Here is a 24,110-nt window from a genome sequence, read left to right on the forward strand (position 1 = left end):
AACAGTCTCGGACCAACCCTCTTTTCGTATGTCTACGTACCCCGGAGCTCGAGGCCGGCGGAGATCTTGGCGGCGGCTTCGGTGACCAGTCGACCCAGCGCGGTAGGGCCGTCCGCCGGGAATCGCTGGATGGGCATGAAGATGCTGAGCGAGGCGACCGGCTGCCCGGCTTGGGCGCAGATGTAGGCGGCGATCGACGCGACGTCGGTACGCAGTTCGCCGCGCTGCACGGCATACCCGCGCCGCCTGATCTCGGCGGGCCCTCGGGCAGGCTCAGGTCGAGGCCAGGGCGATGGTGCTGGACGTCGAGCATCCGAAGATCGGTCCGATGCGCGCGCTGGGTATGCCGGCCAAACTGTCCGAGACACCCGCGACGGTCCGCCGCCCGGCGCCGCTGCTCGGTCAGCACAGCGAGCAGATCCTGGCGGAGGGCGGTTTTGACCACTCCGACGTCCTGAGGTGGATCGAACAGGGCATCGTGGAGCAGGCACCGGTCCCGGGCGACCCGCCGCCGCCGGGCACCGCCGAGCCGACCGAACCCGGACCAGCTGGCGAAGCACCGACCACGACGGACAGGTAGGACCGATGACGCAGGGACTGACCCTCACCCGCAACGGCGACATCGCCGAACTGACGATCAACCAGCCGAGCAGGCGCAACGCCATGTCCTTCGAGATGTGGGAGGCGCTGCCGAAACTGGTCGCCGAGGTGGATGCCGACGAGTCGGTGAAGGTGCTCGTGGTCCGCGGCGCCGGCGACCACTTCTGCGCGGGCGCGGACATCAGTGAGTTCGAGACCCGCAGGGCCACCGCCGAGGGCGCCAGGTTGTACGGCGAGCACGTGGAGTACGCGGCCCACTCGCTCGGTGACATGCGCAAGCCGTCCATCGCGATGATCCAGGGCTTCTGCATCGGCGGCGGCTGCGAGATCGCGCTGGCCTGCGATCTCCGCTTCGCCGGCACCACGGCCAAGCTGGGGATCACGCCGGCGAAGCTGGGTCTGGTCTACACGTTCAGCTCGACCCGCCAGCTGGTCACCGCGGTCGGCCCGTCGTTCGCCAAGTACATCCTGTTCTCCGGCGAACGGCTCAGCGCCGAGGAGGCGCTTCGGGTGCACCTGGTGGACCAGCTGTTCGACCCGGCGGAGCTGGAAGAGCGGACCCTCGCATTCGCGCGGACCGTCTGTTCCCGCTCCCAGGTGTCCGTGCGGGGCGCCAAACTGCTGGTCGAGAAGATCAAGAACGGGATGGACACGCCGGACGAGGAGGCCGCCGAGCTGCCGATCACGTCGGTGTCGAGCGAGGACTACAAGGAGGGCGTCCGCGCCTTCCTGGAGAAGCGACCGCCGGTGTTCCGGGTGCGCTGAGGCCCGCCCGGCTCAGCGGTAGCGCGGCAGGGCCGACTCGGTGGCGGCGAGCCGCTCGCGGGCCCGGGAGAGCAGCTCGGTCCGGTCGGCGGAGGTGTCCGCGCCGGTGAGCAGGGTCAGCGCGTCGGCGACGGCGGCCCGCAGCACGGCGCACTCGGCGGCCCGCTCCGCCAGCTCGGTGTTCAGCTTCCACAGGTCCGCGAACACCTGTACCTTGGACCGCAGCACCCACGGATCCAGCGGCTTGGTCAGGTAGTCGACGGCGCCGAGCTGGTAGCCGCGGAAGGCGAGGTGCGGGTCGTAGTTCGCCGCGGTCAGGAACACGATCGGGATGTGCCGGGTCCGTTCCCGGCGCTTGATGTGGCTGGCGGTCTCGAACCCGTCCATGCCGGGCATCTGGGCGTCCAGCAGGATGACCGCGTAGTCCTCGCTGAGCAACCGCTTGAGCGCCTCGTCGCCGCTGGTCACGGAGTTGATCTCGACCGGGAGGCCCTGCAGGATCGCCTCGAGCGCGATCAGGTTCTCCGGCCTGTCGTCGACGGCGAGCACTTTCGCAACGATCATGAGAACTGGCTGGTGGTGTCGCGGGCGCGGGAGATCCAGGTGGCCATCACGGACAGAAGCTGTTCCTTGTCGACGGGCTTGGTGACGTAGTCGGTGGCGCCGGCGGCGAGGCTGGACTCGCGGTCGCCGGGCATCGCCTTCGCGGTGAGGAACACGACCGGCAGTTCGGCGCCGCCGGGCAGTGCCCTGATCAGCTTGGTGGTCGCGTTGCCGTCCAGGTCGGGCATCATCGCGTCCATCAGGACGATGTCCACCTCGGAGTGTTCGTTGAGCAGCTGGATGCCGTCGGAGCCGTTGTCCGCGTAGAGCACCTTGAGCCCGTGCAGCTCCAGCGCACTGGTCAGGGCGAACACGTTGCGGACGTCGTCGTCCACGATCAGCACCGTCACCCCGGTGAGGTCCATCATCGGCCGCCCGGCGCGCGGCGGGCCGGACTGCGCGCGCAGGATCGGTCGGTTGCGGCCCCCGTTGACCTGGTCGCCGAGCCCCGCGGAGTTGATCGGCCGGTGCGACACCCGGATGGCCGGAGTGGTCGCGTTGGCGGGCAGCTCGTCCGGCAGGAACAGGGTGAAGATCGAACCGGTGCCCACCTCGGAGGTGACCGTGATGATGCCGCTCAGCATCTCGGCCAGCTCCCTGCTGATCTTGAGGCCCAGTCCGGTGCCGCCGTACTTGCGGCTGGTGGTGCCGTCCGCCTGCTGGAACGCCTCGAAGATCATATCCAGCTTGTCGGTGGCGATGCCGATCCCGGTGTCGCGCACCGTGAAGGCGAGCACCGCGCGCGCCGCGTCCAGGGCGGGGGTGCCGAACTTGGTCTGTGGCGACGCGAGCTCCACGCTCAGTGTCACCGAACCACGCGCGGTGAACTTCACCGCGTTGGCGAGCAGGTTGCGCAGAATCTGCTGCAACCGCTGGGCATCGGTGCTGATCGTCGAGGGCAGGTCCGGGGCGAGGTGCACCCGCAGCTCGAGACCCTTGTCCTCGGCCTGCGGCACGAACGCCTGCTCGACGTAGGCCCGGACCTGGGCCAGCTCCACCGGCTCCGGGTCGAGGTCCACCCGGCCGGCCTCGATCTTGGACAGGTCCAGGATGTCGTCGATCAGCAGCAACAGCTCGGAACCGGCGTTGTGGATCGTCGTCGCGAACTCCATCTGCTTCGCGGTCAGGTTGCGCTCGTCGTTGTCGGCGAGCAGCCGCGACAGCAGCAGCAGCGAGTTCAGCGGGGTCCGCAGCTCGTGGCTCATGTTGGCCAGGAACTCGGTCTTGTACTGGCTGGCCCTGGCGAGCTGTTGTGCCTTGTCCTCCACGCCGCGCCGGGCGGCGTCGATCTCCATGTTCTTGATCTCGATGTTGCGGTTCTGCTCGGAGAGCAGCTCCGCCTTCTCCTCCAGCTCGGCGTTGGTGCGCTGCAGCTCGGCGGACTGGTCCTGCAGCTCGACGGCGAGGCGCTGGGACTGCATCAGCAGCTCCTCGGTGCGGCGGTTGGCCTGGATCGTGGTGATGGTGACCCCGATGGCGCTGACCAGGCGCTCCAGGAAGGTCAGGTGCAGGGAGGAGAACGGGGTGACCGAGCCCAGCTCGACGACACCGAGCGACTCGCCCTCGAACAGGACCGGCAAGACCACCACCGCGGTGGGGGAGATGGTGCCGAGGCCGGAGGTGATGGGCAGGTAGTCCGCCGGGATGTTGCTGATCAGGACGACCTGCTTGGTGGCTGCCGCCTGCCCGACGAGGCCCTCGCCGGCCCGGAAGGTCTGTCCGGTGGCGGCCGCGCTCAGGGCGTAGCCGGCGCTCATCCGCCAGGCCGCCTGGTCGGTCGACCCGCTGAGGTCACTGATCTTGTCCACTGGCAGGAAGAAGGCACCGACCTGGGCGTTGACCAGCGGCGCGACCTCGTTCATGATCATCTTGCTGACCTCGCCGAGGTCGCGCTGGCCCTGCAGCAGGCCGCTGATCCGGGCCAGGTTGGAGTCCAGCCAGCCCTGTTCCGCGTTCTCCTTGGTGGTCTCCCGCAGGGTGAGGATCATCTGGTTGATGTTGTCGCGCAGGTCGGCGACCTCGCCGAGTGCGGCGACCTGGATCTGCTGGGTCAGGTCGCCCCTGGCCACCGCGGTGGACACCACCGAGATCGCGCGCAGCTGCGAGGTCAGCGTGGAGGCGAGCTGGTTGACGTTCTCGGTGAGGTCGCGCCAGGTGCCGGCGACGTCCTTGACCTGGGCCTGGCCGCCGAGTTTTCCTTCGGTGCCGACCTCGCGGGCGACGCGGGTGACCTCGTCGGCGAAGCTGGAGAGCTGGTCGACCATCGTGTTGACGGTGGACTTGAGTTCGAGGATCTCGCCCCGGGCGTCGACGGTGATCTTCTGGGACAGGTCGCCCTTGGCCACGGCGGTGGTGACCTGGGCGATGTTGCGGACCTGCCCGGTCAGGTTGTCGGCCAGCTGGTTGACGCTCTCGGTGAGGTCGCGCCAGGTGCCGGCGACGTCCTTGACCTGGGCCTGGCCGCCGAGTTTTCCTTCGGTGCCGACCTCGCGGGCGACGCGGGTGACCTCGTCGGCGAAGCTGGAGAGCTGGTCGACCATCGTGTTGACGGTGGACTTGAGTTCGAGGATCTCGCCCCGGGCGTCGACGGTGATCTTCTGGGACAGGTCGCCCTTGGCCACCGCGGTGGTGACCTGGGCGATGTTGCGGACCTGCCCGGTCAGGTTCGACGCCATGTAGTTGACGTTGTCGGTGAGGTCGCGCCAGGTGCCGGCGACGTCCTTGACCTGGGCCTGGCCGCCGAGTTTTCCTTCGGTGCCGACCTCGCGGGCGACGCGGGTGACCTCGTCGGCGAAGCTGGAGAGCTGGTCGACCATCGTGTTGACGGTGGACTTGAGTTCGAGGATCTCGCCCCGGGCGTCGACGGTGATCTTCTGGGACAGGTCGCCCTTGGCCACGGCGGTGGTGACCTGGGCGATGTTGCGGACCTGCCCGGTCAGGTTGTCGGCCAGCTGGTTCACGTTCTCGGTGAGGTCGCGCCAGGTGCCCGACACGTTCGGCACCGCGGCCTGGCCGCCGAGGCGCCCCTCGGTGCCGACCTCGCGGGCGACCCGGGTGACCTCGTCGGCGAAGCTGGAGAGCTGGTCGACCATCTTGTTGACGGTGCGGCCGATGCGGAGGAACTCCCCGCGCAGCGGCCGGCTCTCGATCTCCAGCGCCATGTGTTCGGACAGGTCGCCCTCGGCCACCGCGACCAGCACGCGGGCGATCTCGGCGGTCGGCCGGGCCAGGTCGTCGATCAACGAGTTGACCGCGTGCGCGCCCTCGTTCCAGGCACCGTCGACGGCGTCCTCGTCGAGCCGCTCCATCATCCGGCCCTCGCGGCCGACCACGCGGCTGATCCGGAGCAGGTCGCGGTTGTGCCGCTCCAGCAGCACCACGAGCTCGTTGAAGTGCTCGCTGACGTCGCCGAGCAGGCCGTCCTGGCGGGACAGCCGGACCCCGAAGTTCCCGCGCTGCAGCTCCACCATGGCGGCGGCGAGCGCGTGCAGCAACGCCTCCCCGGGCTCGACGCCCTCGTCCTGGCTCGCTGTGGCCTTCGCGGTGGCCTTTCGCACCGTGGTCATGATCGACTTCCTCTGTCTGCTCGCAGTGCGCACCCCCGCGACCGGCGGCAATCTGATTCCAGTCACTCTCCTCAGCCCGCCACTCTATGGGGCCCCGCCTCGGGTGCGCCATGGCGGCACCGACTTGGCACACTGCTCAGGTGCCAGATCGGGTTGAACAGCGGCTGCGGCTACCCCCCAACGCAGCATCGACGGGGCGCGCCCGGAGCATGCTGCGTCGCGCCATGGCTGCGGCCGGCCTGATGGACACCGGTGAGGACGATCTTGTCGACACGGTGTTGCTGCTGGCCAGCGAGTTGTGCGACAACGCGACCCTGCATGCCGGTACCGAGTTCGTCGTCGAGCTGAGCATCACTGAGGACGACGTGTACGTCTCGGTCACCGACCACGGCGCCGGCCCGCTGGAGCTCTACCTGGCTCAGCCGCGACCCCGGTTCGGCCGGGCCGCCACCCACGGTCGGGGGCTGATGTTGGTCGAGCAGCTGGCGACATCCTGGGGCACCCGGCACGAGCGCGACGGCAGCCACCGCACCTGGTTCTCGATGACCAGGGGCAAGGCGGAGCAGACCGCCGGGAACACCGGCGAGCTGGCGGTGGTGGCCGACCTCGGCGAACCGCTGCCGGAGTGGCCGGACACCGACCAGGTCCGCCAGTTGCTGCACGTACCCGCTCCGCTGGGGGTCCGGCTCGACATGGCGGTGCTGGTGACGGAGCTGGCCCGGCGGCTGCGCGAGGTCCTGCGGGCCGAGGGCGTGGTGGTGGAGGTCGACCACGGTGACGGCAGCGGCGCCTTTCCGCTGACCCAGGACGGTGCGGACCCGTCCTCGCTGCCCGGTACGCCCGTCGTGGAGATCGGCCTGCCGCTGAGCTCCCCGCTGCGCGGTGTGCTGCGGATCCTGCCCGGCGCCGGGTCCACGGTCGCGCCGGAGATCGCCGAGCTCACCGCGCAGCGGATCGCGCTGGCTGTGGAGATGGACTGGCTGCGCAGCGCCGACCTGCGCCGGCGGGCCTGGATGGCCTACCTGGCCGACGCGAGCGAGCTGTTCGGCCAGACGATGGACGTCGAGCTGGTGGTGGCACTGGTGCCACAGGTGGTGGTGCCCAGGCTGGGCCAGTGGTGCGCGGTGCACCTGCTCGACGACACCGGCCAGCCGCGGCTCGCCGCGCTCACCCACGCGGCGGACGACACCATTCCCGACCTGCGCGCCGCGCTGGACCCCACGCCGCCCGCCGAGCTGAACCGCCAGCTCATCGACATCCTGGACGGCAGCGCGGCGCCGGCCTGGTTCAGCGAGCCCACCGACGGCATCGCGCTCGGGTTGACCGCGCGGGCCCGGCCGATCGGCGCCCTGGTGGTCGGCCGGCCGGCGCAGCGACCGCACACCCCCGAGGACGTCGCCCTGGTCGGGGACATCGCCCGCCGCGCCTCGCTGGCCATCGACAACGCCCGCAACACCGCGGCGCACATCGCCACCTCGCAGGCCCTGCAGCAGGCGTTGCTGCCCCGGGCGCTGCCGGTGGCGCCAGGCGTCGAGTTCGCCGCCGAGTACCTGCCGGCCAGTACCGGCAGCGACGTGGGCGGGGACTTCTACGACGTGCTGGACATCGACTCGACCCGCTGGCTGGCGTCGGTGGGCGACGTCTGCGGCAAGGGAGCCCGCGCGGCGGCCCGCACCGGGATGGTCCGCGACGTGCTGCGGGTGCTCATCCGCGAGGGCCGCTCGCTGACCAGGGCCGTGGAGCTGCTCAACGACGTGATGATGGACGCCGCCGACCCGTCGCAGTTCTGCACGCTGGCCGTCGCCATGATCACCCGCCCGCCCGAGGGCCGGTCCGGGCTCACCGTGGAGCTGGTGCTGGCCGGGCACCCGCAGCCGGTGCTGGTCCGGGCCGACGGGCGAACCGAGCTGATCGGGGAGTACGGGACCGCGGTCGGGCTGATCACCGACCTGCGGCTGAGCGCCACCCTCCACCACCTCGCCCCCGGGGACATCCTGCTGGCCTACACCGACGGCGTCACCGAACGCCGGGCCGGCCGCGAGCAGTTCGGCCCGGAGCGGCTGTTGGCGGCCGCCGGTACCGCCGCCGGCCAGCCCGGGCCGCAGCTCATCGCCACGGTGCGCTCGGCCGTCGAGGCGTTCTCGCAGTCCCCGCGCAGCGACGACATCGCGCTGCTCGCCATCCGCGCCGCCCTGCCGGACAAGACCTGACCGGACTCACCGCGTCAACGTCCTGCGTGCCCGGTCACTCGGGCAGCCGGAGCAGGTAGTCGCCGGTGTCCTCGTCCCACTCCATCTCGATCAGCTCACGTGCCCTCGCCGCCTTGGCGAAGGACAGGAAGCTGTTGAAGCCGTAGCGCTTCTCGCTGAAGTCCGGGGTGTGCTTGCGGAGCTTGTTCTTCAGTCCGCTCAGCTGTGGCGGTGTGCCGGTGGTCTGCAGCTCGGTGACCACGTCGACCAGCAACCGGAACGCGTCGTCCTCGGCCGGCTCGTCCGCCGGGAACGTCACCTCCGGGTCGCCCTTCGCGGATCCCTCGCTCAGCGCGATGACCCGCTGGCCCTCCAGGTGGCGCAGCAGCTCACCGAAACCGCGGAACCCGTGGTCCGCCTCGTCGAAGGTCGGGTCCTTACGCAGGATGGCCCGCTTCACCCGGGAGCCGAGCACGGGGCCGTCGGAGTGCCGTTGCAGGCCGCTGAGGGTGCGGGCGACCAGCGCTCCCACGTCCCGGTCGTCGCTGGTCGGCACGGCCTCGTCCGGCGGCTCGATCTCCGTGACCGGCACCGGCGCGGCCGGCGGTGGGGCCTGGCTGGCCGGTGCGACAGCGGCGGCCGGGGCGGCCGCGGCATGTGCCGGCGCGCGGCCTCGACCTCGGGGGCGGGTGGCGATGAACAGCGGCTCCACCCCGGGCAACCGGTCGTAGAACAGGAACTCGTCGCAGGCCGGCGGCAGCAGGGCCGACGTCGAGGACTGCACGCCGATCCCGATCACCCGCTTGTCCAGCTCACGCAGCTTGTGCACCAGCGGGGTGAAGTCGGAGTCGCCGGTGCCGATGGCGAACGTGGTGACGAACCCGCGCTCGAAGGCCAGCTGGACCGCGTCGACCGCCATCTTGATGTCGGCCGCGTTCTTCCGGGAGGCGCCCATGCGCTGCGGGATCTCGATCAGCTCCACCTGCGCCCTGGCCAGCAACCGACGGTCCTCGTCGAAGTTCGACCAGTCCGCGTAGGCCCGCCGCACAACCACGCGGCCGCGTTCGGCCAGCGCATCGGCGATCGGGCCGAAATCGAACGGGGTGACCCCGAGCCCGTCGCGCGCTCCGATCGCCAGGTTCTCGTAGTCGAGGAACAGGGCGATGCGTTCATCGTCGTTGGCCACAGCACACTCCCGGTGATCAGGCTGGTCGCAGCCTACGGCCCAGGTGTGCCCGGTCCGGGCCCGCGCCAGGTCAGCCCGGCGAGGCCGCCGTCCTGGGTGACCGTGCCCACGACGGGCCCCGCGGGACCGGCGATCTTCGTACCATTCCGCGGTATGACCACCGCCTCGCCGTCGAGCATCGCGCCTCTGCCGGACGCCGGCCTGCTGGCTGATGACCCGAGGGCGCGCGAGGTGCTCGAGAAGGCGCCGGTGCTGCACAGTGCGGTGGACACCGGGCGGGGGCTGCACGTCACGCCCACCGCGTTCAGCTGGAGCGGCGGGGCGCTGTGGGTGGTCACCACCCGGCAGTCGGTCAAGGTGCGGGCGCTGCGCCGGCGCCCACAGCTGGGGTTGTTGCTGCGTACCAGGCGGCACGGCCTGGTACTGACCGGCGAGGCCGAGCTGGTCGACCCGCTGCGGCTGCACGGCGTGGCCCGGCCGGAACGGGTGCTCGACATGCCGTTCGCCGCCGCGCACTACCTGCGGCGCAACTACCGACACGTCGCCGGTGTACTGCGGGATGCCACCCCCGGCCCCGCTATGGTCCTGGACCGACTGGCCATCCGGGTCCGGCCGAACAGGGCGGTCCTGCTGCGCGGTGACTCGCCCGCCGGGGTGAGTGAGGTGTTGGCCGCCTGGGGCGACTGGTCCGACAGCGACCCGGCGGTTGCGCCCGCCCCGACCGCCCCCACCACAGCCCCGCTGGACCTGAGCCTGCTCCCCGTCGAGCTGCGCCCGCTGCTGCGCCGTCCCGGACCGGGCTGCCTGGCCTGGCCGTCCGCGCACGGCCCATTGGCGCTGCCGGTGCACTGGCGCGGCAACGGCGCACCGTCGGACACCGACGCCGGCCTGCTCTCGCTGGTCGGCGGCTGGGGTGGCGGCTCCGCCGGGCTCTCGCTGGGCACCGGGGGATACCGGCTGGTCAGCAAGCGCGGCGTGCTCATCCGCGGTGCCGGCACCGCCTGGCGCCAGAACTCGGCCGGGCACCGGGCGATGATCGCCATCGCGGCCCGCCGGGTGACGTTCTGGGAAGGCGAGCAGAGCTCGACCGTGCCGGTCCCGTCCTGAGCGCGCGCTCACCGCGCTCACACAGCTCTGGTGGCTCGACACAGCGGCCTGGGCGGCTGTGTCGGCGCCACCTGTGCTGTGTGAGCCCCGGGGGCCCGGGGCGATCCCAGCGGAATGCACCCGGCCACCCGCCCGCTCTCCGTGCCCCTGTTGCCCGTCGACTCACACGTGTACCAGTGCTTGTACGGGCCGAGCCGGGATGCTTTGGTCGGCGCGGGCTCCATGGAACTGGCCGGTTGTCCGGCGGGCCGGAGGGTTGTGGGGTCACAGTCGGTGACCGGCCGGTTGACTCGGGCCGCTGATCCAGGGGGATCTTCGTCGAGGTCGACCTGAGTCTGGTTGGCGGCGAAAAATTCCGGACTGGCGTTGGTCTCGGTGACGACGGACGCACCAGAGTCGACACCGGGCCGCTCGGTCGGTGACGTGGCGTCACCCGCAGCGCATACCGGGCGTATCCGCCAGGACAGCAACGCCGCCGGGCATCATCTGGGTGCCGGAACGTTGCTCAGATTTCCGGCGGGGCGGCGCTACGGGCGGGGCTCGGCCACCGAGCGCATGACCGCGGCACCGAAGATGCGCTCCAGCTGCCCGGCCGGGAACTCGGCCGGCTCGACATAGCTCTGCGCCATACCGCCCTCCCGCAGTGCGATGAGCAGCCGCGCGATGAGGTCTAGCTCGACGGCGGGGGCGAGCCCGGCGCGGTCGTACATGTCCCGCAGGATCGGCACGATCGCGGCGCGCAGCTTCGCGTCGTGGTCGGCGAGCACAACGGCGGCCGCCGGGTTGCGGATCGCGTGCAGGGTGAACTCGGTACTGATCAGGAACCAGCGCCGGTCGTCCGGGCCGACCGAGGAGGTCAGCTCGGCGACCTGCCGGGACCACGGCAGATCCCCGTCGACCTGGGCGGCGACCGACTCCATCCGCTCGACCACCCGCGCGGCATTCCGCTCGAACAGCGCGTAGAACAGCTCGTCCTTGGTGGCGAAGTTCGAGTAGAAGGCACCCCGGGTGAACCCGGCGCGTTCGCAGATCTGCTCGATCGTCGCGGCGTGGAAGCCGGTCTCGGCGAAGGTGTCCAGCGCGGCGTCGAGCAGCCTGGCCCGGGTCTCGGGCCGCCGCTTGGTGAGGCCTCTCGGCATGACCGCTCCCTGCCCGACCCTTGACCGGCGCATGCCGGCACCGCAGGATACACAGTTGTATCGGATACATCCGTGTATTGGATGCGACCGTATTCGATTGCGGCTGTACCCAAACCCGCGACGACGCGCTCGGAGGCCCGCATGACCACCACCGTCCAGCCCGAAATCGCCGAGCCGACGGGCCCGTCGGCACAACGCGGCCAGCGACCGGTGCCACCGACGTTCGACTCGATCCCGGAGGAACGCCAGTACCGCAAGGAGCAGCTGGCCGCCGGCTTCCGGCTGTTCGGCAAATTCGGCTTCTCCGAGGGGGTGGCTGGACACATCACGGTGCGCGACCCGGAGAACCCGGAGTGGTTCTGGGTGAACCCCTTCGGTATGAGCTTCACCCAGATCAAGGCGTCCGACCTGCTCCTGGTGGACCACAGCGGCGAGGTGCTGCACGGTGACCGCCCGCTGAACCGGGCCGCCTTCTGCATCCATTCCCAGGTGCACAAGGCCCGGCCGGACGCAATTGCCGCCGCGCACTCGCACTCGTTGTACGGCAAGGCGTTCGCGAGCCTCGGCATCCCGCTCGACCCGATCACCCAGGACGCCTGCGCGTTCTTCGAGGACCACGGCATCTACGCCGACTTCCGGGGCGTGGTGAACCAGCTCGACGAGGGTGAGCGGATCGGCAAGGCGCTGGGGCCCCATAAGGCGGTCATTCTGCGCAACCACGGGCTGCTCACCGTCGGGCAGAGCGTTGCGGAGGCCGTGTGGTGGTTCATCACCATGGAGCGGTCCTGCCAGGCGCAGCTGCTCGCGATGGCCGCCGCCACACCCATCCTGATCGACCGGGAGACCGCGCTGCAGGTGCGCGCGGAGATCGGTACCCCACTGGCCGGCTGGTTCCAGGCCCGCCCGCTGTGGGACCAGATCGTCGCCTCGGACCCGGACCTGTTCGACTGACCTCGGCGGTCAGCCCTGGTCGTTCTCGCTGTACGCGACCACCGACAGGAACCGGATCGGCAGCTCGATCAGCTCCTGTGGCCCGTGCACGCCCTCGCCGTCGAGCTGCAGGGCGTCACCGGGGCCCGTCGGCCTGGCTCATGTGCCCTCCTTGCCGGTGCTCGCCCGGCACGCTCACTGGGGCGTCAGCTTAGACCGTGACGCGCTGAGCAGCGGCGGCCCGACTCAGCGCGGCGGGCGGTGACCGAGCAGCAGTCGGACGGTGAGCTCGAGCCGGTTCGACACGTCCTCGGCGGAGGCGCGCCGGGTGACCCAGGCGACCAGGTTGGACAACCACACGTCACCGATCACCCGGGCGATCGCCTTGTCCTCCTCGGACGGCTCCTCGACGCCCATCGCAATGGTCAGCATCCGCTCCAGCAGCCGGCCGACCTCGACGACCTCGGCGGCCACCGAGGTGTCCGCGAACATGAACGCCCTGGTCATCGCCTCGGTCAGGTGCGGGTCGCGCTGCAGTGAGCGGGTGTTGCGGCTGAGCACGTAGAGCACGCCCTCGGCCGGGGTCTCACCGGGGATCGGGGTCCGCTCGAACCGCTCCAGCGAGCGGCCGAACTCCCGGATGAGCGCGGTGACCAGTAGGTGGATCTTGGAGGGGAAGTAGCGGTAGAGGGTGCCCAGCGCGACGTCGGCCCGCTCCGCGACGGCCCGCATCTGCACCGCCTCGAAGCCGCCCTTGGACGCGAGCGCGAGGGTCGCGTCCAGGATGCGCCTGCGGCGGTCGCGCTGTGCGGGGGAGCCGAGGTCGTCATCGGTCAGTGCGCTCAGCGTGCTGCCGAGCTCGGCCGGTCGTGGCTCTGCGGTCATCTGGCGGCTTCCCTCGCTGGTCCGCGCTGCGTGAAATCAGCGCTAAGTTAGCACCGCCAGTATAAGAACGTGTTCCAGTCGGGCCGCAAGATGCGCGTGTGAGCTGGGTCATCGCGCAGGACCGATTCCGAACTGAGGGTGTCGGCAAAACTGGAACACGTTCTATGCTCGGCGGCGTGCCCGGACCGATCACATCGTCCCTCGACGACTCCCGCGAGCTGCGCGACGCGGTGCGAACCGCGGCCACCCGCACCCGCCCGATCGCCGCGGTGCGCGACGGCGACCCGGCCGCGGCGCGGGCCTGCTGGGCGGCGCTGGCCGAGGTCGGCGTGTTCGGAGCGGCGTTGCCGGTGGACGTCGGCGGCGCGGGCGGCACGGTGTCGGATGTGGCGGCCGCGCTCGAACAGGCCGCCTCGGCGCTGTTCCCCGGGCCGGTGTTGCCCACGGTGCTCGCCGGGCTGCTGATGGCGCGCTGCCCCGACGCGGCGGTGACCAAGGAACTGCTGCCCGAGGTGGCGGAGGGCGGCGTCGCGCTGGCGGTCGCGCTCGAGCACGGCACCCTGCGCGCGCGGTCCGGGCTCGGCGGGGTGGTGGTGACCGGTGAGGTGGCCGCGGTGCTCGGTGCCGGCGACCGCGCGGCCGGCGTCCTGCTCGGTGCCCGGTGCGCGGACGGCGGCGAGCTGTGGTTCGTGCTGGACACCGGGCACCCCGGGTTACTGGTCACCGAGCGGCCCTCGGTGGACCTGTCCCGCGCGGTGTCCCGGGTCGCGCTGCGCGACGTGGTCGTCCCGCCCGGACGGGTGCTGCCCGATCTGACCACCTCGGCGGTGCGGGACCTCGCGGTCACCCTCGCCGCCGCCGAGGCCACCGGGGTGGCGGGCTGGTGCCTGCGTGCGGCGACCGACCACGCCAGGGCGCGCGAGCAGTTCGGCCGGCCGATCGGGTCGTTCCAGGCGGTCAAGCACCTCTGCGTGGCCATGCTGAGCCGCACCGAGCAGGCCGCGGCGCTCAGCTGGGACGCCGCCCGGGCCGCCGAGCAGGCACCGACCGAGTTCCCGCTGGTCGCCGCGGCGACCGCCGCCCTGGCGCTGGACACGGCCGTGGACACCGCCAAGGACGCCATCCAGGTGCTCGGCGGCATCGGTTTCACCTGGGACCACGATGCCCACCTCTACCTGCGCCGGGCGCTCGCGCTGCGCCAGGTGCTCGGGCCGACCGGCGGCTGGCGGACCCGGGCGGCCACCCTGGCGCTGGCCGGGGCGCGCCGCACCCTGCGGGTACCGCTCGAGCCGCGGGTGGAAGCCGGGCGCGGCGAGCTGCGCGCACTGGTCGCCGAGGTGGCGGCACTGCCCGCCGAGCGGCAACGTGCCCGGCTGGCCGAGACCGGGCTGTTGGCCCCGCACTGGCCGGCGCCGTACGGGCAGGACGCGGCGCCGGCCCGGCAGCTGCTGATCGACGAGGAGCTGCACCGTGCCGAGGTGCGCCGCCCGGACCTGGTGATCGGCGCCTGGGCGGTGCCGACGCTGCTGCGGCACGGCACACCGGCCCAGGTCGAGCGGTTCGCGGCACCGACCCTGCGCGGCGAGCTGACCTGGTGCCAGCTGTTCAGTGAGCCGGAGGCTGGTTCCGACCTCGCCGCGCTGCGCACCAGGGCCGAGCGGGTCGACGGCGGTTGGCGGCTCACCGGCCAGAAGGTGTGGACCTCGCTGGCCCGGCAGGCCGACTGGGCGATCTGCCTGGCCCGCACCGATCCCGACGTACCCCGCCACCGCGGCATCAGCTACTTCCTGGTGGACATGCGCAGCCCTGGCATCGAGGTGCGGCCGCTGCGCGAGATCACCGGTGACGCAATGTTCAACGAGGTGTTCCTGGACGGCGTCCTGGTGCCGGACGACTGCGTTGTCGGCGAGGTGGGCGGCGGGTGGGCGCTGGCCCGCACCACGCTGGCGAACGAACGGGTTGCGATGGGTGGCGGATCGTCGCTGGGCGCGGCGGTCGAGCGTCTGCTGGCCGCCGCGCCCGGTCCGGACGAGCGGCTCGGTGCGCTGATCGCCGAGGGGCTCTCGGTCTCGCTGCTCGACCTGCGCGCCACCCTGCGCGCCCTGGACGGCCGGGATCCCGGCGCGGAGTCCTCGGTACGCAAGCTGATCGGCGTGCGGCACCGCCAGGACGTCGCGGAGGCCGCGCTGGAGCTGGCCGGCCCGGAGGGGGCGGCGGACGACGGCGACAGCGCCGCACTGGTGCACGAGTTCCTACTCAGCCGGTGCCACTCCATCGCCGGCGGCACCACCCAGATCCTGAGCACGCTGGTCGGCGAACGGATCCTGCGGCTGCCCCGGGAGCCGGCCTGAGCCTTGCGGTGCCCGCTGTGGCCGACTACAAAGACTAGAACACGTTTCAGTTTGGATCGGGGGTGGGCGTGGACTTCAACCTCGACGAGACCCAGCGCGAGATCGCCGACCTCGCCCGCGAGGTGCTCGGCAGGGAGCCCGACCCGGCGACGTCGTGGAAGGCACTCGGCCGGGCCGGCCTGCTGAGCCTGGCGGTGCCCGAGGACCTTGGCGGCGCCGGCCTCGGCGTGCTGGAGACGGCCGTCGTGCTGGCCGAGGTCGGCCGGGTCACCGCCGCCGTGCCGGCGCTGGAGACGCTCGCGCTCGGCGTGCTTCCGGTGGCCCGCACCGGCACCGACCACCAGCGCCGGGAGCTGCTGACCGCGGTCGCCGACGGCGCGGTGCTCACCGGGGCGCTGCACGAGCCGTCCGCCCCGATGCCCATCGCGCCGCGCACCGCCGCCGCGCCGGAGCCCGACGGGGACGGCTGGACGGTGTCCGGCACCGTGGTCGGGGTGCGCTCGGCGGCCGAGGCGCACCGGGTGCTGGTACCCGCCTCGCTGGGTGAGCGGGGCGTCGGAGTGCTGCTGGTCGACCCGAACGCGCCCGGGATGTCGCTGACCCCGACGCGCTCGTCCGCCGCGCTGCCCGAGGCCACAGTGCGGCTGGACGGCGTGCGGGTCGGGCGCGACGGGCTGCTCGGTGCCGACGAGACCGGGCGGGTGCTCGCCGAGCTGTACCGGTCGGCACTGGTCGGGGCGTGTGCCGTCGGGGACGGTGTGCTGGCCGGGGCGCTCGAGCTCACCGCCGCCCACCTGCGCACCCGCGAGCAGTTCGGCCGCCCGCTGGCCACCTTCCAGGCCGTGGCGCAGCAGGTCGCCGACGTCTACCTGGCGTCCCGCACACTGCACCTGGCCAGCCTGGCGGCCTGCTGGGCGCTGGACTCGGCGGCCGGCAACCCGGACACCGCCTCAGGTGCCGGCCCGGTCGGCGACTCGGACGCCGACCCGGATGAGCACTCGGACGACATCGAGGTGGCCGGCTACTGGCTGGCCGAGCAGGCGCTGCCCGCGCTGCACACCTGCCAGCACCTGCACGGCGGCCTGGGGATGGACATCGGCTACCCGTTGCACCGCCACTACGCCTGGGGCAGGGACCTGGCCCGCTTCGTCGGCGGCGTCGACCACCGGCTGGAGGCGATCGCGTGTATCCCGAGCTGACCGCCGCGCAGCGGCACCTGCGCGCCGAGCTGCGGGAGTACTTCACCGGGCTGGTCTCCCCGGGCGAGCGCACCACCATGCTCACCGAGCGGCACGGGCCGGTCTACCGGGACGTGGTGCGGCGGATGGGCCGGGACGGCTGGCTCGGCGTCGGCTGGCCGGTCGAGCACGGCGGCCGGGGCTTCGGCCAGGTGGAGCAGCAGATCTTCGCCAACGAGGCGGCCAGGGCGGACGTGCCGCTGCCCTCGGTGACCCTGCAGACGGTCGGCCCGACCTTGCAGCAGTACGGCACGCCGGAGCAGCGGCGGCGGTTCCTGCCGTCGATCCTGGCCGGCGAGGTGCATTTCGCCATCGGCTACACCGAGCCGGAGGCCGGCACCGACCTCGCCGCGCTGCGCACCACCGCGGTGCGGGACGGCTCCTCGGCCGACGCGGACTACCTGGTGAACGGGCAGAAGATCTTCACCACCGGCGGGCACGACGCCGACTTCATCTGGCTGGCCGCCCGGACCGACCCGGCCGCGCGGGCGCACCGGGGCATCTCGATCCTGATCGTGGACACCCGCGACCCGGGCTACTCGTGGACCCCGATCATCACCTGCGACGGGGCGCACCACGTCAACGCCACCTACTACGCCGACGTGCGGGTGCCGACGTCGATGCTGGTCGGCGAGGAGAACGCCGGCTGGCGTCTGATCACCACCCAGCTCAACCACGAGCGGGTCATGCTCGGGCCGGCCGGTCGGGTCGCGGTGCTTCACGAGCGGGTGCGCGACTGGGCGGCCGGCCGCGCCACTCCGGACGGGGTACCGCTGCTCGCGCTGCCGGAGGTCCGCCGCGCGCTGGCCAGGGGGCATGCCGCGCGGCGGGTCAACGAGCTGCTCAACTGGCAGGTGGCGTCGGTTGCCGGTGCGGTGGACGTGGCGGATGCGTCCGCGACCAAGGTGTTCGGCTCCGAGGCCGTGCAGTGGCTCGGGCGGGATCTGGCGGAGATCGTCGGCCGGCACGGCGACCCGGCCGAGGAGGCCACCGCCGAGCTGTCGCACTGGCTCGACGTGCAGCTCAAGCGCAACCTCGTGCTGACCTTCGGCGGCGGGGTCAACGAGATCCAGCGCGAGTTCATCGCGTCGGCCGGGCTGGGGCTGCCGAGGGTGCCGCGCTGACCGGGGCGTCATGCCCGAGGGGACATACCTTGCCGCCAGTTAGGCATTGGACAGGGCATAGGACCACTCCGCACCATTGTGCATCCCTCTCGGCGCGAGCCGGATCTCCAGGACAGTAGGGCGTGCGTCTTGGTTCAGAGCAGCGACATTCGTACGGCTGACCCGACACAGTTCTTCACCTATCAGAATCCCGGGGACTACTTTCCGGACTGGAAAGGGTTCTACGAGTCCGCGCTGCGCCGACGCGAGGCGGTACAGCGGCAGTACCAGCACGAACTGGATCTCAAGTACGGTGCGGACCCGCACCAGATCGCGAATGTCTATTTCCCGCCGGGCCAGGGCAACCCGGTCATCGTGTACTTCCACGGCGGCCGGTGGCGGGAGGGGCATCCCGCTTTCTACGACCATTTCGGCGCGCCGTGGGTCGAGGCCGGCGCTGTGTTCCTGTCCTGCGGATACCGGCTCGCCCCGGAGCACACTGTCGCGGACGCGGTCGACGACGCGGTGCGTGCTATCGACTGGGTCGCACGAACCGTCGCGCGCTACGGCGGCGATCCGCACCGGCTGACCGTCGCCGGGCACTCCTCCGGTGGCCATCTCACCGCCATGGCCACGATGACCGACTGGGCCCCGGGTCCGACGGCCGGGACTGTGCTCGGCGCGGTGTGCATGAGCGCGCCGGTGGATCTGCGACCCCGGATGGTCGGCGACCCGGACGTGGAACGGCTGAGCCCGGCGCTGCGGATCACCCACGCGCCGGCGGGGGTCGTCGTCTCCTATGGCGAACCCGAGCCGAACAAGAGATCCGAGGACGACGCCTTCCTGACCCGCCAGGGGCAACTGCTGTCGAGCACGCTGGGTGCGACCGGGCTGCCCGCGACCACGGTGTCGCTCGGTCGGGCCGACCACGTGGCCACGGCCGCGGCGTTCGCCGACCCCGGTTCGCCGCTGTTCGCGGCCGCGCACGACGTCGTGTTCGCCACCGGCTCCGGCGTCGGGTCCGATGCTCGCCGGTCCGATGCCGGGCGGAACGGAGCAGCATGACCGCCGAGTCCACGCCGACTGCACCGACCCCGAGCACACCGACCCCGAGCACACCCACGCGGACCGAGGGGCACCGCGAGCCGGGCCGGGTGCGCTGGCTGGTGGTCGTGCTGGCATTCCTGGCGGTGCCCGGTTCGGCCGGCGGACCATGCTGATCAGCGGCGTCGCCCTGTTCGCGCTGATGACCGGAGCTACCGCGCTGGCGCTGCCGGCCGAGTCGATCGCCGCCCTGAGCGTGCTGCGGTTCGCCACCGGGCTGGGGCTGGGTATGGCGCTGCCGCTCGCGGTGTCGCTGGCCACCGACCACAGCCCGGACCGGCGGCGCGAGCTGTCTGCGTCCGGGTGACCGGATCGGCCGGCGCGTTACTGCTGGTCGGCGATGTGCTGCACCACCCGTTGCAGCTGCGCCACCCGGACTGGAGCACCCGCTACTGCGTCGACCCGGCGCTGGCCACCGTCACCCGGCGCGCGCTGCTGGCGGAGCTCGCGCGGTCGCGCACCCCGCTGCTGCCGGCGCACTTCGCGTCGCCGTCGGCCGGTCGGGTCGCGCCGGCCGGGGAGGGCTACGACTTCGAGCCGGCGACGGACCTGGTCCGGTACGGCCGGTACCCGCGGCGCTGAGCTTCGCGTGGTGTTGCGGTGCGCCGCGGATCCGACTACAAATACTAGAACACGTTGCAGTTTGGCGGTCGGGAGGGATGGCGTGCCGGTCGACCTCGACGGGGCCGTGACGAACGGAGCTGGGGCGGCTGCCGCGCCCAACGCGGCGGTGCTGGCGGCGGCACGGCGGATCCGGGAGCAGGGCGACAGTGCGCCCCGACTGGCCCGCGACCCGGTGAACCGGGCCATGATCCGCAACTGGACCGAGGCCCTCGGCGACGCTGATCCGCGCTATCCCGAGCTGGCGCCGCCGGCGATGGTTCAGGTGTGGACCATGCACGGCCTGCACGGCCAACGCGCCGCGGACGACCCGCTCGGCGCGATGACCGCGGTGCTCGACGAGGTCGGTTACACCTCGGTGGTGGCCACCGACTGCGAGCAGAGCTACCACCGCTACCTGGTGCCCGGCGAGCAGCTGGCGGTGCGCACCCGGCTGACGGACGTGGTCGGGCCGAAGCGCACCGCACTGGGTGAGGGCTGGTTCGTCACCACAGTGAGCACCTGGAGCGTCGGTGCGGAGCCGGTCGCGGAGATGATGTTCCGGGTGCTCAAGTTCCGCCCGCCGGCACCCTCGGCCGTCCCGGAACCGCTGACGGCGCCGGATCCGCCGGAACCGCCGACGCTGCCGACTCCGCCGAGGAACGTGCTGCGCCCGACGGTCACCCGGGACACCGAGTACTTCTGGGCCGGCACCTCGGCCGGCGAGCTGCGGGTGTGGCGGTGCGGCGGCTGCGGGCTGCTGCGTCACCCGCCGGGGCCGATGTGCCCGCGCTGCGGCGCGACCCGGCCGGAGTACCTGGTCGCGTCCGGGTTGGGTGCGGTCTACAGCTTCGTGGTGCACCACCACCCGCCGGTGCCCGGACGCGAGCTGCCGTTCGTGGTCGCGCTGGTGGAGCTGGCGGAGGGCGTGCGGGTGCTGGGGGAGCTGCGCGGTGTCGAGCCGTCGGAGGTCCGGGTCGGGCTGCCGGTGGAGATCGACTTCGACCGGGTGGACGACGAGTTGACGTTGCCCGCCTGGCGGCCCCGATGACCGCGACGCGGGCGCCCGCGGTCGGCGACCTGCTGCCCGAGCTGACCTTCGAGGTCACCGCCACCTTCGTGGTGTCCACCGCGATCGCCACCCGTGACTTCCAGGACGTGCACCACGACCGGGACGCGGCGGTGGCGCGCGGCTCGAAGGACATCTTCCTGAACATCCTCACCACCACCGGACTGGTGCAGCGCTGTGTCACCGACTGGGCCGGACCCCGAGCGCGGGTGCGCGGGGTCAAGGTCCGGCTCGGGGTGCCCTGCTACGCCGGCGACACGCTCGTGCTCGCCGGGCGGGTCGTCGAGGTCGGCCCAGCGGTGCGGGACGGTTCCGGATCCGGAGACGGAGACGGAGGTGAGGTGGTGGTCGAGGTGATCGGGCGTTGCGGGCTGGGGGACCACGTCACCGGCCGGGTCCGGGTGGTCTGGGCATGACGGCGCTGTCCGGGGCGGCCGCGATCGCCGGTATCGGGGCGACCGACTTCTCCAAGGACTCCGGGCGCAGCGAGCTGCAGCTGGCCGCCGAGGCGGTGCGCGCCGCGCTCGCCGACGCCGGGCTGGAGCCCTCCGACGTGGACGGCATGGTCACCTTTGCGATGGACGCCAACGCGGAGATCGCGGTGGCGCGGGAGCTCGGTGTGCCCGAGCTGAGGTTCTTCAGCCGGATCCCGTACGGCGGCGGCGCGGCCTGCGCGACCGTGCAGCACGCCGCGATGGCGGTCGCCACCGGGATCGCCGACGTGGTGGTCTGCTACCGCGCGTTCAACGAGCGGTCGGGCTCGCGGTTCGGTCGGGTGCAGGCGGCCGCGGTGGCCGCGGGCACCTCCAGCGGTATCGACAACGGCTGGCACTACCCGGTCGGGTTGAGCACGCCGGCCGCCACGGTGGCCATGTTCGCCAGGCGGTACCAGCACGAGTTCGGCGCGACCAGCGAGGACTTCGGCCGCGTCGCGGTGGCGATGCGCCGGCACGCGGCGACCAACCCCAACGCCTGGTTCCACGGCCGGCCGATCACCCTGGAGGAACACCAGGCGTCCCGCTGGATCGTCGAACCGCTGCACCTGCTGGACTGCTGCCAGGAGACCGACGGCGCGGTGGCCATCGTGGTGACGAGCGCTTCGCGGGCCCGGGATCTGCCGCACCGCCCGGCGGTGATCACCGGCGCCGCCCAGGGCAGCGGGTCCGACCAGTTCACCATGACCAGCTACTACCGCGAGGACCTGGCCGGACTGCCGGAGATGGGGCTGGTCGGACGCCAGCTGTGGCAACAGGCGGGGATCGGGCCGGCGGATGTCCAGGTCGCCCTGCTCTACGACCATTTCACCCCGTTCGTACTGGTCCAGCTCGAGGAGCTGGGGTTCTGCGGGCGCGGCGAGGCGCGGCACCTGGTTGCCGACGGCGGCATCGAGCTGGACGGTGCACTGCCGGTGAACCCGCACGGCGGCCAGCTCGGCGAGGCCTACATCCACGGCATGAACGGCATCGCCGAGGCCGTCCGCCAGCTGCGCGGCGACTCGGTGAACCAGGTCGCCGACGTGGCGCACGTCGTGGTCACCGCCGGCACCGGCGTCCCCACCAGCGGCCTGGTCCTGGCGGCGGGTTGACCGAGGCCCTGGTCGCCGGCCGGTGATTCCCGCCGAGAGCTACACCAGCGGGGTTTTGATCACGGCGGAGAGCCCGGCGCGGTAGATCTCAGCGAGGACGGGCGGCGGTTAGGCGACGGTGAGCATCGCGTCGCTCAGGACGGGCGCATCGTCGCGTTCGATGACGGTGGTGACCAGCGCGAACCCGTCGTCGACCCGCCAGACCCGGGTGCGCAGTGTCTCCCCGGGCAGCACCGTGCCGGCGAACCGGGCCCGGTAGTGGCGCGCCTGGCCGACATCCCCGTCGAGCAGGCCGTCCACCACGGCCTTGCAGACCATGCCCCAGGTGCACAGCCCGTGCAGGATCGGCCGGTCGAAGCCGGCGCGCGCGGCGAACGCCGGGTCGGCGTGCAGCGGGTTCCGATCGCCGCAGAGCCGGTACCAGAGCGCCTGCTGGGGCAGTGTCGGGGTGAGCAACTCAGCGTCCGGCGCGCGCGAGGGCAGCACGACCCGCGCCGCCGTGCCGCGCGAGCCGCCGAAGCCGCCCTCACCCCGGGCGAAGATGCTGGACCGCGCCGTCCACAGCAGTACGCCGGACGGGTCGCGCACCTCGGTCTCCTGCACGATCACCGCCGCCGACCCCTTGTCCTGCAGGTCGGCGATCCGGCCCCGGGCCACCCCGGTGCCGGCCACCGGGAGCGGGCCGGGCACGGTGATCTCCTGGTGGCCGTGCAGCACCGAAGCCAGGTCGAGCTCGATCCCGGGCAGCGCCACCTTCGGCGGTTCGGTGTCCCGCAGGGTCGGCGCCACGATCCCGAACGTGGGCAGCACCCGCAGGTCGTCCTCGTAGGCGTAGCGCAGCTCGCGGGGGTCCACCGGGTCCGCCCCGGCGCCCACTCCCAGGTGGTAGAGCAGCACGTCCGAGGCGGTCCATTCGAAGGTCCGAGGCGGCAGCTCGGCGCCGAGGGCGCGCTCCGGGTCAATCGGCACGCCGACCCCTACTCGTCGTAGCTGACCGACACCGACTCGGTGATCGGCAGGGCTTGGCAGGCCAGCACGTAGCCCTCGTCCAGGTCGGTCTGGTCGAGCACCTCGTTGCGGCGCATCTTCACCTCGCCGGCGGTGACCCGGCAGGCACACGCGCTGCACGCACCCTCCCGGCAGGAGAACGGCGCGTCCAGGCCCCGATCGCGGAGCAGGTCCAGCAGCACCGTGCCGGCCGGCCACCGGAACGTGTGGTGCTCGCCGTCGAGCCGCACCTCCACCGAACTGTCCATCTCCCCGGAGTCCTCGGCTGAGTCCTCGGCAGGGCTCCCGTCCGAACTCTCGGCCGGGCTCTCGACGGAACCCGCCGCGGCGACGGAGGCGTCCGCCAGCGCGGCGAACGGGTCCTCGGTGAGCGAGACGAACCGCTCGATGTGCAGCCGTTTGCGCGGTACGCCCAGGTCGCGCAGCGCGTGCGTCATCGCGTCCATGAACGGCGCCGGACCGCAGAGGAACACCTCGCGCTCGGCGTGCGGGGCGGCCAGCGCGGCGAGCGCGGCCCGACCGGGCAGGCCCTGCAGCGACTCCAGCCAGTGCAGCACGACCAGCCGGGCCGGGTACGCGGCGGCCAGCTCGCGCAGCTCGTCGGCGAAGATCACCGAGCGCTCGTCGCGGTTGGCGTAGAGCAGCACCAGCCGGCCACTCCCGGCGGCCAGCGCGGCGCGCAGGATCGACATCACCGGCGTGATCCCGCTGCCGGCGGCGACCAGCAACAGGTCCGCGTCGAGCGAGCGCGGGGTGAACGTGCCGGCCGGGGGCATCGTGTCCAGCTCCACGCCCACCTCGACGTGGTCGCACAGCCAGTTGGAGCCGCGCCCCTCGGCGACCCGCTTGACGGTCACGGTGAGGTCGGCGCCTGGATTGACAGGGTGCGGGGAGCTGGACAGCGAGTAGCAGCGGGCCAGCGCGGAGCCGTCGGCGGTCGGGATGCGCAGGGTGAGGAACTGCCCGGGCCGGTAGGCGTAGCGCGGCGCCAGCTCCGGCGGCACGCGCAGGGTGAGCGACACGGCATCGACCGTCTCGGCGGTCACCTCGCTCACCCGGAGCCGGTGGAACCCAGCCCCCAA

General features: G+C 72.1%; 22 protein-coding genes. 14 read left to right on the forward strand and 8 right to left on the reverse strand.

Translation table 11 applies throughout. The features are described 5' to 3' along the window. Window positions 1–32: 32 nt before the first annotated feature. The gene (locus tag ACTXG6_RS26485) at window positions 33–368 is read right to left on the reverse strand and encodes an IclR family transcriptional regulator domain-containing protein (protein WP_445182088.1); all 336 of its coding nucleotides are present in this window, start codon (window positions 366–368) and stop codon (window positions 33–35) included. On the opposite strand from ACTXG6_RS26485, the gene ACTXG6_RS26490 reads away from it, so the two are divergent. Further along, the gene (locus tag ACTXG6_RS26490; protein WP_445182089.1) at window positions 293–580 is read left to right on the forward strand and encodes a CoA transferase; all 288 of its coding nucleotides are present in this window, start codon (window positions 293–295) and stop codon (window positions 578–580) included. The two genes, ACTXG6_RS26485 and ACTXG6_RS26490, sit on opposite strands and share 76 nt — an antisense overlap. A 5-nt stretch (window positions 581–585) precedes the next feature. Next, window positions 586–1,365: an enoyl-CoA hydratase/isomerase family protein gene (locus ACTXG6_RS26495; RefSeq protein ID WP_445182090.1), complete on the forward strand. Its 780-nt coding sequence runs from the start codon at window positions 586–588 to the stop codon at window positions 1,363–1,365. Between the two features lie 12 nt (window positions 1,366–1,377). On the opposite strand, the gene ACTXG6_RS26500 is transcribed toward ACTXG6_RS26495, so the two are convergent. Beyond that, window positions 1,378–1,929 carry a response regulator gene (locus tag ACTXG6_RS26500; RefSeq protein ID WP_445182091.1) on the reverse strand — a complete coding sequence of 184 codons (552 nt, stop codon included), beginning with the start codon at window positions 1,927–1,929 and terminating at the stop codon, window positions 1,378–1,380. After that, the gene (locus tag ACTXG6_RS26505; protein ID WP_445182092.1) at window positions 1,926–5,534 is read right to left on the reverse strand and encodes a HAMP domain-containing protein; all 3,609 of its coding nucleotides are present in this window, start codon (window positions 5,532–5,534) and stop codon (window positions 1,926–1,928) included. The genes ACTXG6_RS26500 and ACTXG6_RS26505 overlap by 4 nt, the downstream gene beginning before the upstream one ends. A 110-nt stretch (window positions 5,535–5,644) precedes the next feature. Between ACTXG6_RS26505 and ACTXG6_RS26510 the strand changes: the two genes are divergently transcribed. Further along, window positions 5,645–7,744 carry a SpoIIE family protein phosphatase gene (locus ACTXG6_RS26510; RefSeq protein WP_445182093.1) on the forward strand — a complete coding sequence of 700 codons (2,100 nt, stop codon included), beginning with the start codon at window positions 5,645–5,647 and terminating at the stop codon, window positions 7,742–7,744. A gap of 34 nt (window positions 7,745–7,778) precedes the next feature. On the opposite strand, the gene ACTXG6_RS26515 is transcribed toward ACTXG6_RS26510, so the two are convergent. Next, entirely contained in the window at window positions 7,779–8,909 is a 1,131-nt protein-coding gene (locus tag ACTXG6_RS26515; protein ID WP_445182094.1) for an NYN domain-containing protein, read from the reverse strand. A 153-nt stretch (window positions 8,910–9,062) separates the two neighbouring features. Between ACTXG6_RS26515 and ACTXG6_RS26520 the strand changes: the two genes are divergently transcribed. Further along, the gene (locus ACTXG6_RS26520; protein WP_445182095.1) at window positions 9,063–10,016 is read left to right on the forward strand and encodes a hypothetical protein; all 954 of its coding nucleotides are present in this window, start codon (window positions 9,063–9,065) and stop codon (window positions 10,014–10,016) included. 527 nt (window positions 10,017–10,543) lie between these two features. Here ACTXG6_RS26520 and ACTXG6_RS26525 read toward each other — a convergent pair. After that, complete coding sequence (locus ACTXG6_RS26525) at window positions 10,544–11,155, reverse strand: TetR/AcrR family transcriptional regulator (RefSeq protein WP_445182096.1); 612 nt, start codon at window positions 11,153–11,155, stop codon at window positions 10,544–10,546. 141 nt (window positions 11,156–11,296) lie between these two features. On the opposite strand from ACTXG6_RS26525, the gene ACTXG6_RS26530 reads away from it, so the two are divergent. Then, window positions 11,297–12,106, forward strand: a complete 810-nt coding sequence (locus ACTXG6_RS26530; RefSeq protein WP_445182097.1) for a class II aldolase/adducin family protein — start codon at window positions 11,297–11,299, stop codon at window positions 12,104–12,106. 225 nt (window positions 12,107–12,331) lie between these two features. On the opposite strand, the gene kstR is transcribed toward ACTXG6_RS26530, so the two are convergent. Then, complete coding sequence (gene kstR / locus ACTXG6_RS26535) at window positions 12,332–12,970, reverse strand: cholesterol catabolism transcriptional regulator KstR (RefSeq protein WP_445182098.1); 639 nt, start codon at window positions 12,968–12,970, stop codon at window positions 12,332–12,334. A 176-nt stretch (window positions 12,971–13,146) separates the two neighbouring features. Between kstR and ACTXG6_RS26540 the strand changes: the two genes are divergently transcribed. The 9 genes from ACTXG6_RS26540 (at window position 13,147) to ACTXG6_RS26580 (ending at window position 22,020) form a co-directional block, all read left to right on the forward strand. Beyond that, window positions 13,147–15,321 carry an acyl-CoA dehydrogenase gene (locus ACTXG6_RS26540; protein ID WP_445182099.1) on the forward strand — a complete coding sequence of 725 codons (2,175 nt, stop codon included), beginning with the start codon at window positions 13,147–13,149 and terminating at the stop codon, window positions 15,319–15,321. 68 nt (window positions 15,322–15,389) lie between these two features. Beyond that, window positions 15,390–16,520, forward strand: coding sequence for an acyl-CoA dehydrogenase family protein (locus ACTXG6_RS26545; protein WP_445190112.1), 1,131 nt, complete (start codon window positions 15,390–15,392; stop codon window positions 16,518–16,520). Beyond that, window positions 16,505–17,683: an acyl-CoA dehydrogenase family protein gene (locus ACTXG6_RS26550; protein ID WP_445182100.1), complete on the forward strand. Its 1,179-nt coding sequence runs from the start codon at window positions 16,505–16,507 to the stop codon at window positions 17,681–17,683. Before ACTXG6_RS26545 ends, ACTXG6_RS26550 begins: the two co-directional genes overlap by 16 nt. A gap of 129 nt (window positions 17,684–17,812) precedes the next feature. After that, window positions 17,813–18,727 carry an alpha/beta hydrolase gene (locus tag ACTXG6_RS26555; RefSeq protein ID WP_445182101.1) on the forward strand — a complete coding sequence of 305 codons (915 nt, stop codon included), beginning with the start codon at window positions 17,813–17,815 and terminating at the stop codon, window positions 18,725–18,727. Next, on the forward strand, window positions 18,702–19,073 hold the full coding sequence (locus ACTXG6_RS26560; RefSeq protein ID WP_445182102.1) for an MFS transporter: 372 nt from the start codon (window positions 18,702–18,704) through the stop codon (window positions 19,071–19,073). Before ACTXG6_RS26555 ends, ACTXG6_RS26560 begins: the two co-directional genes overlap by 26 nt. Continuing rightward, window positions 19,070–19,348, forward strand: coding sequence for a hypothetical protein (locus tag ACTXG6_RS26565; RefSeq protein ID WP_445182103.1), 279 nt, complete (start codon window positions 19,070–19,072; stop codon window positions 19,346–19,348). The genes ACTXG6_RS26560 and ACTXG6_RS26565 overlap by 4 nt, the downstream gene beginning before the upstream one ends. Window positions 19,349–19,454: 106 nt before the next feature. Beyond that, on the forward strand, window positions 19,455–20,417 hold the full coding sequence (locus ACTXG6_RS26570) for a bifunctional MaoC family dehydratase N-terminal/OB-fold nucleic acid binding domain-containing protein (RefSeq protein ID WP_445190113.1): 963 nt from the start codon (window positions 19,455–19,457) through the stop codon (window positions 20,415–20,417). Beyond that, on the forward strand, window positions 20,414–20,851 hold the full coding sequence (locus ACTXG6_RS26575) for a MaoC/PaaZ C-terminal domain-containing protein (RefSeq protein ID WP_445182104.1): 438 nt from the start codon (window positions 20,414–20,416) through the stop codon (window positions 20,849–20,851). The genes ACTXG6_RS26570 and ACTXG6_RS26575 overlap by 4 nt, the downstream gene beginning before the upstream one ends. After that, window positions 20,848–22,020, forward strand: coding sequence for a lipid-transfer protein (locus tag ACTXG6_RS26580; protein WP_445182105.1), 1,173 nt, complete (start codon window positions 20,848–20,850; stop codon window positions 22,018–22,020). Before ACTXG6_RS26575 ends, ACTXG6_RS26580 begins: the two co-directional genes overlap by 4 nt. A 108-nt stretch (window positions 22,021–22,128) precedes the next feature. On the opposite strand, the gene ACTXG6_RS26585 is transcribed toward ACTXG6_RS26580, so the two are convergent. Both ACTXG6_RS26585 and ACTXG6_RS26590 read right to left on the reverse strand, forming a co-directional pair. Next, a complete protein-coding gene (locus ACTXG6_RS26585; RefSeq protein WP_445182106.1) occupies window positions 22,129–22,989 on the reverse strand; it encodes a MaoC/PaaZ C-terminal domain-containing protein in 861 nt (286 codons plus the stop codon). Window positions 22,990–22,997: 8 nt separating this feature from the next. Then, window positions 22,998–24,110: a 2Fe-2S iron-sulfur cluster-binding protein gene (locus ACTXG6_RS26590; protein WP_445190114.1), complete on the reverse strand. Its 1,113-nt coding sequence runs from the start codon at window positions 24,108–24,110 to the stop codon at window positions 22,998–23,000.

The sequence above is a fragment of the Pseudonocardia sp. Cha107L01 genome, assembly GCF_052566575.1.

Bases quoted from the DNA above. Each gene is read 5' to 3' on its own strand.
- ACTXG6_RS26490 (WP_445182089.1), top strand. From the start codon at position 293: ATGGTGCTGGACGTCGAGCATCCGAAGATCGGTCCGATGCGCGCGCTG.
- ACTXG6_RS26495 (WP_445182090.1), top strand. From the start codon at position 586: ATGACGCAGGGACTGACCCTCACCCGCAACGGCGACATCGCCGAACTG.
- ACTXG6_RS26500 (WP_445182091.1), bottom strand. From the start codon at position 1,929: ATGATCGTTGCGAAAGTGCTCGCCGTCGACGACAGGCCGGAGAACCTG.
- ACTXG6_RS26505 (WP_445182092.1), bottom strand. From the start codon at position 5,534: ATGACCACGGTGCGAAAGGCCACCGCGAAGGCCACAGCGAGCCAGGAC.
- ACTXG6_RS26510 (WP_445182093.1), top strand. From the start codon at position 5,645: ATGGCGGCACCGACTTGGCACACTGCTCAGGTGCCAGATCGGGTTGAA.
- ACTXG6_RS26520 (WP_445182095.1), top strand. From the start codon at position 9,063: ATGACCACCGCCTCGCCGTCGAGCATCGCGCCTCTGCCGGACGCCGGC.
- ACTXG6_RS26525 (WP_445182096.1), bottom strand. From the start codon at position 11,155: ATGCCGAGAGGCCTCACCAAGCGGCGGCCCGAGACCCGGGCCAGGCTG.
- ACTXG6_RS26530 (WP_445182097.1), top strand. From the start codon at position 11,297: ATGACCACCACCGTCCAGCCCGAAATCGCCGAGCCGACGGGCCCGTCG.
- kstR (WP_445182098.1), bottom strand. From the start codon at position 12,970: ATGACCGCAGAGCCACGACCGGCCGAGCTCGGCAGCACGCTGAGCGCA.
- ACTXG6_RS26560 (WP_445182102.1), top strand. From the start codon at position 18,702: ATGCCGGGCGGAACGGAGCAGCATGACCGCCGAGTCCACGCCGACTGC.
- ACTXG6_RS26575 (WP_445182104.1), top strand. From the start codon at position 20,414: ATGACCGCGACGCGGGCGCCCGCGGTCGGCGACCTGCTGCCCGAGCTG.
- ACTXG6_RS26580 (WP_445182105.1), top strand. From the start codon at position 20,848: ATGACGGCGCTGTCCGGGGCGGCCGCGATCGCCGGTATCGGGGCGACC.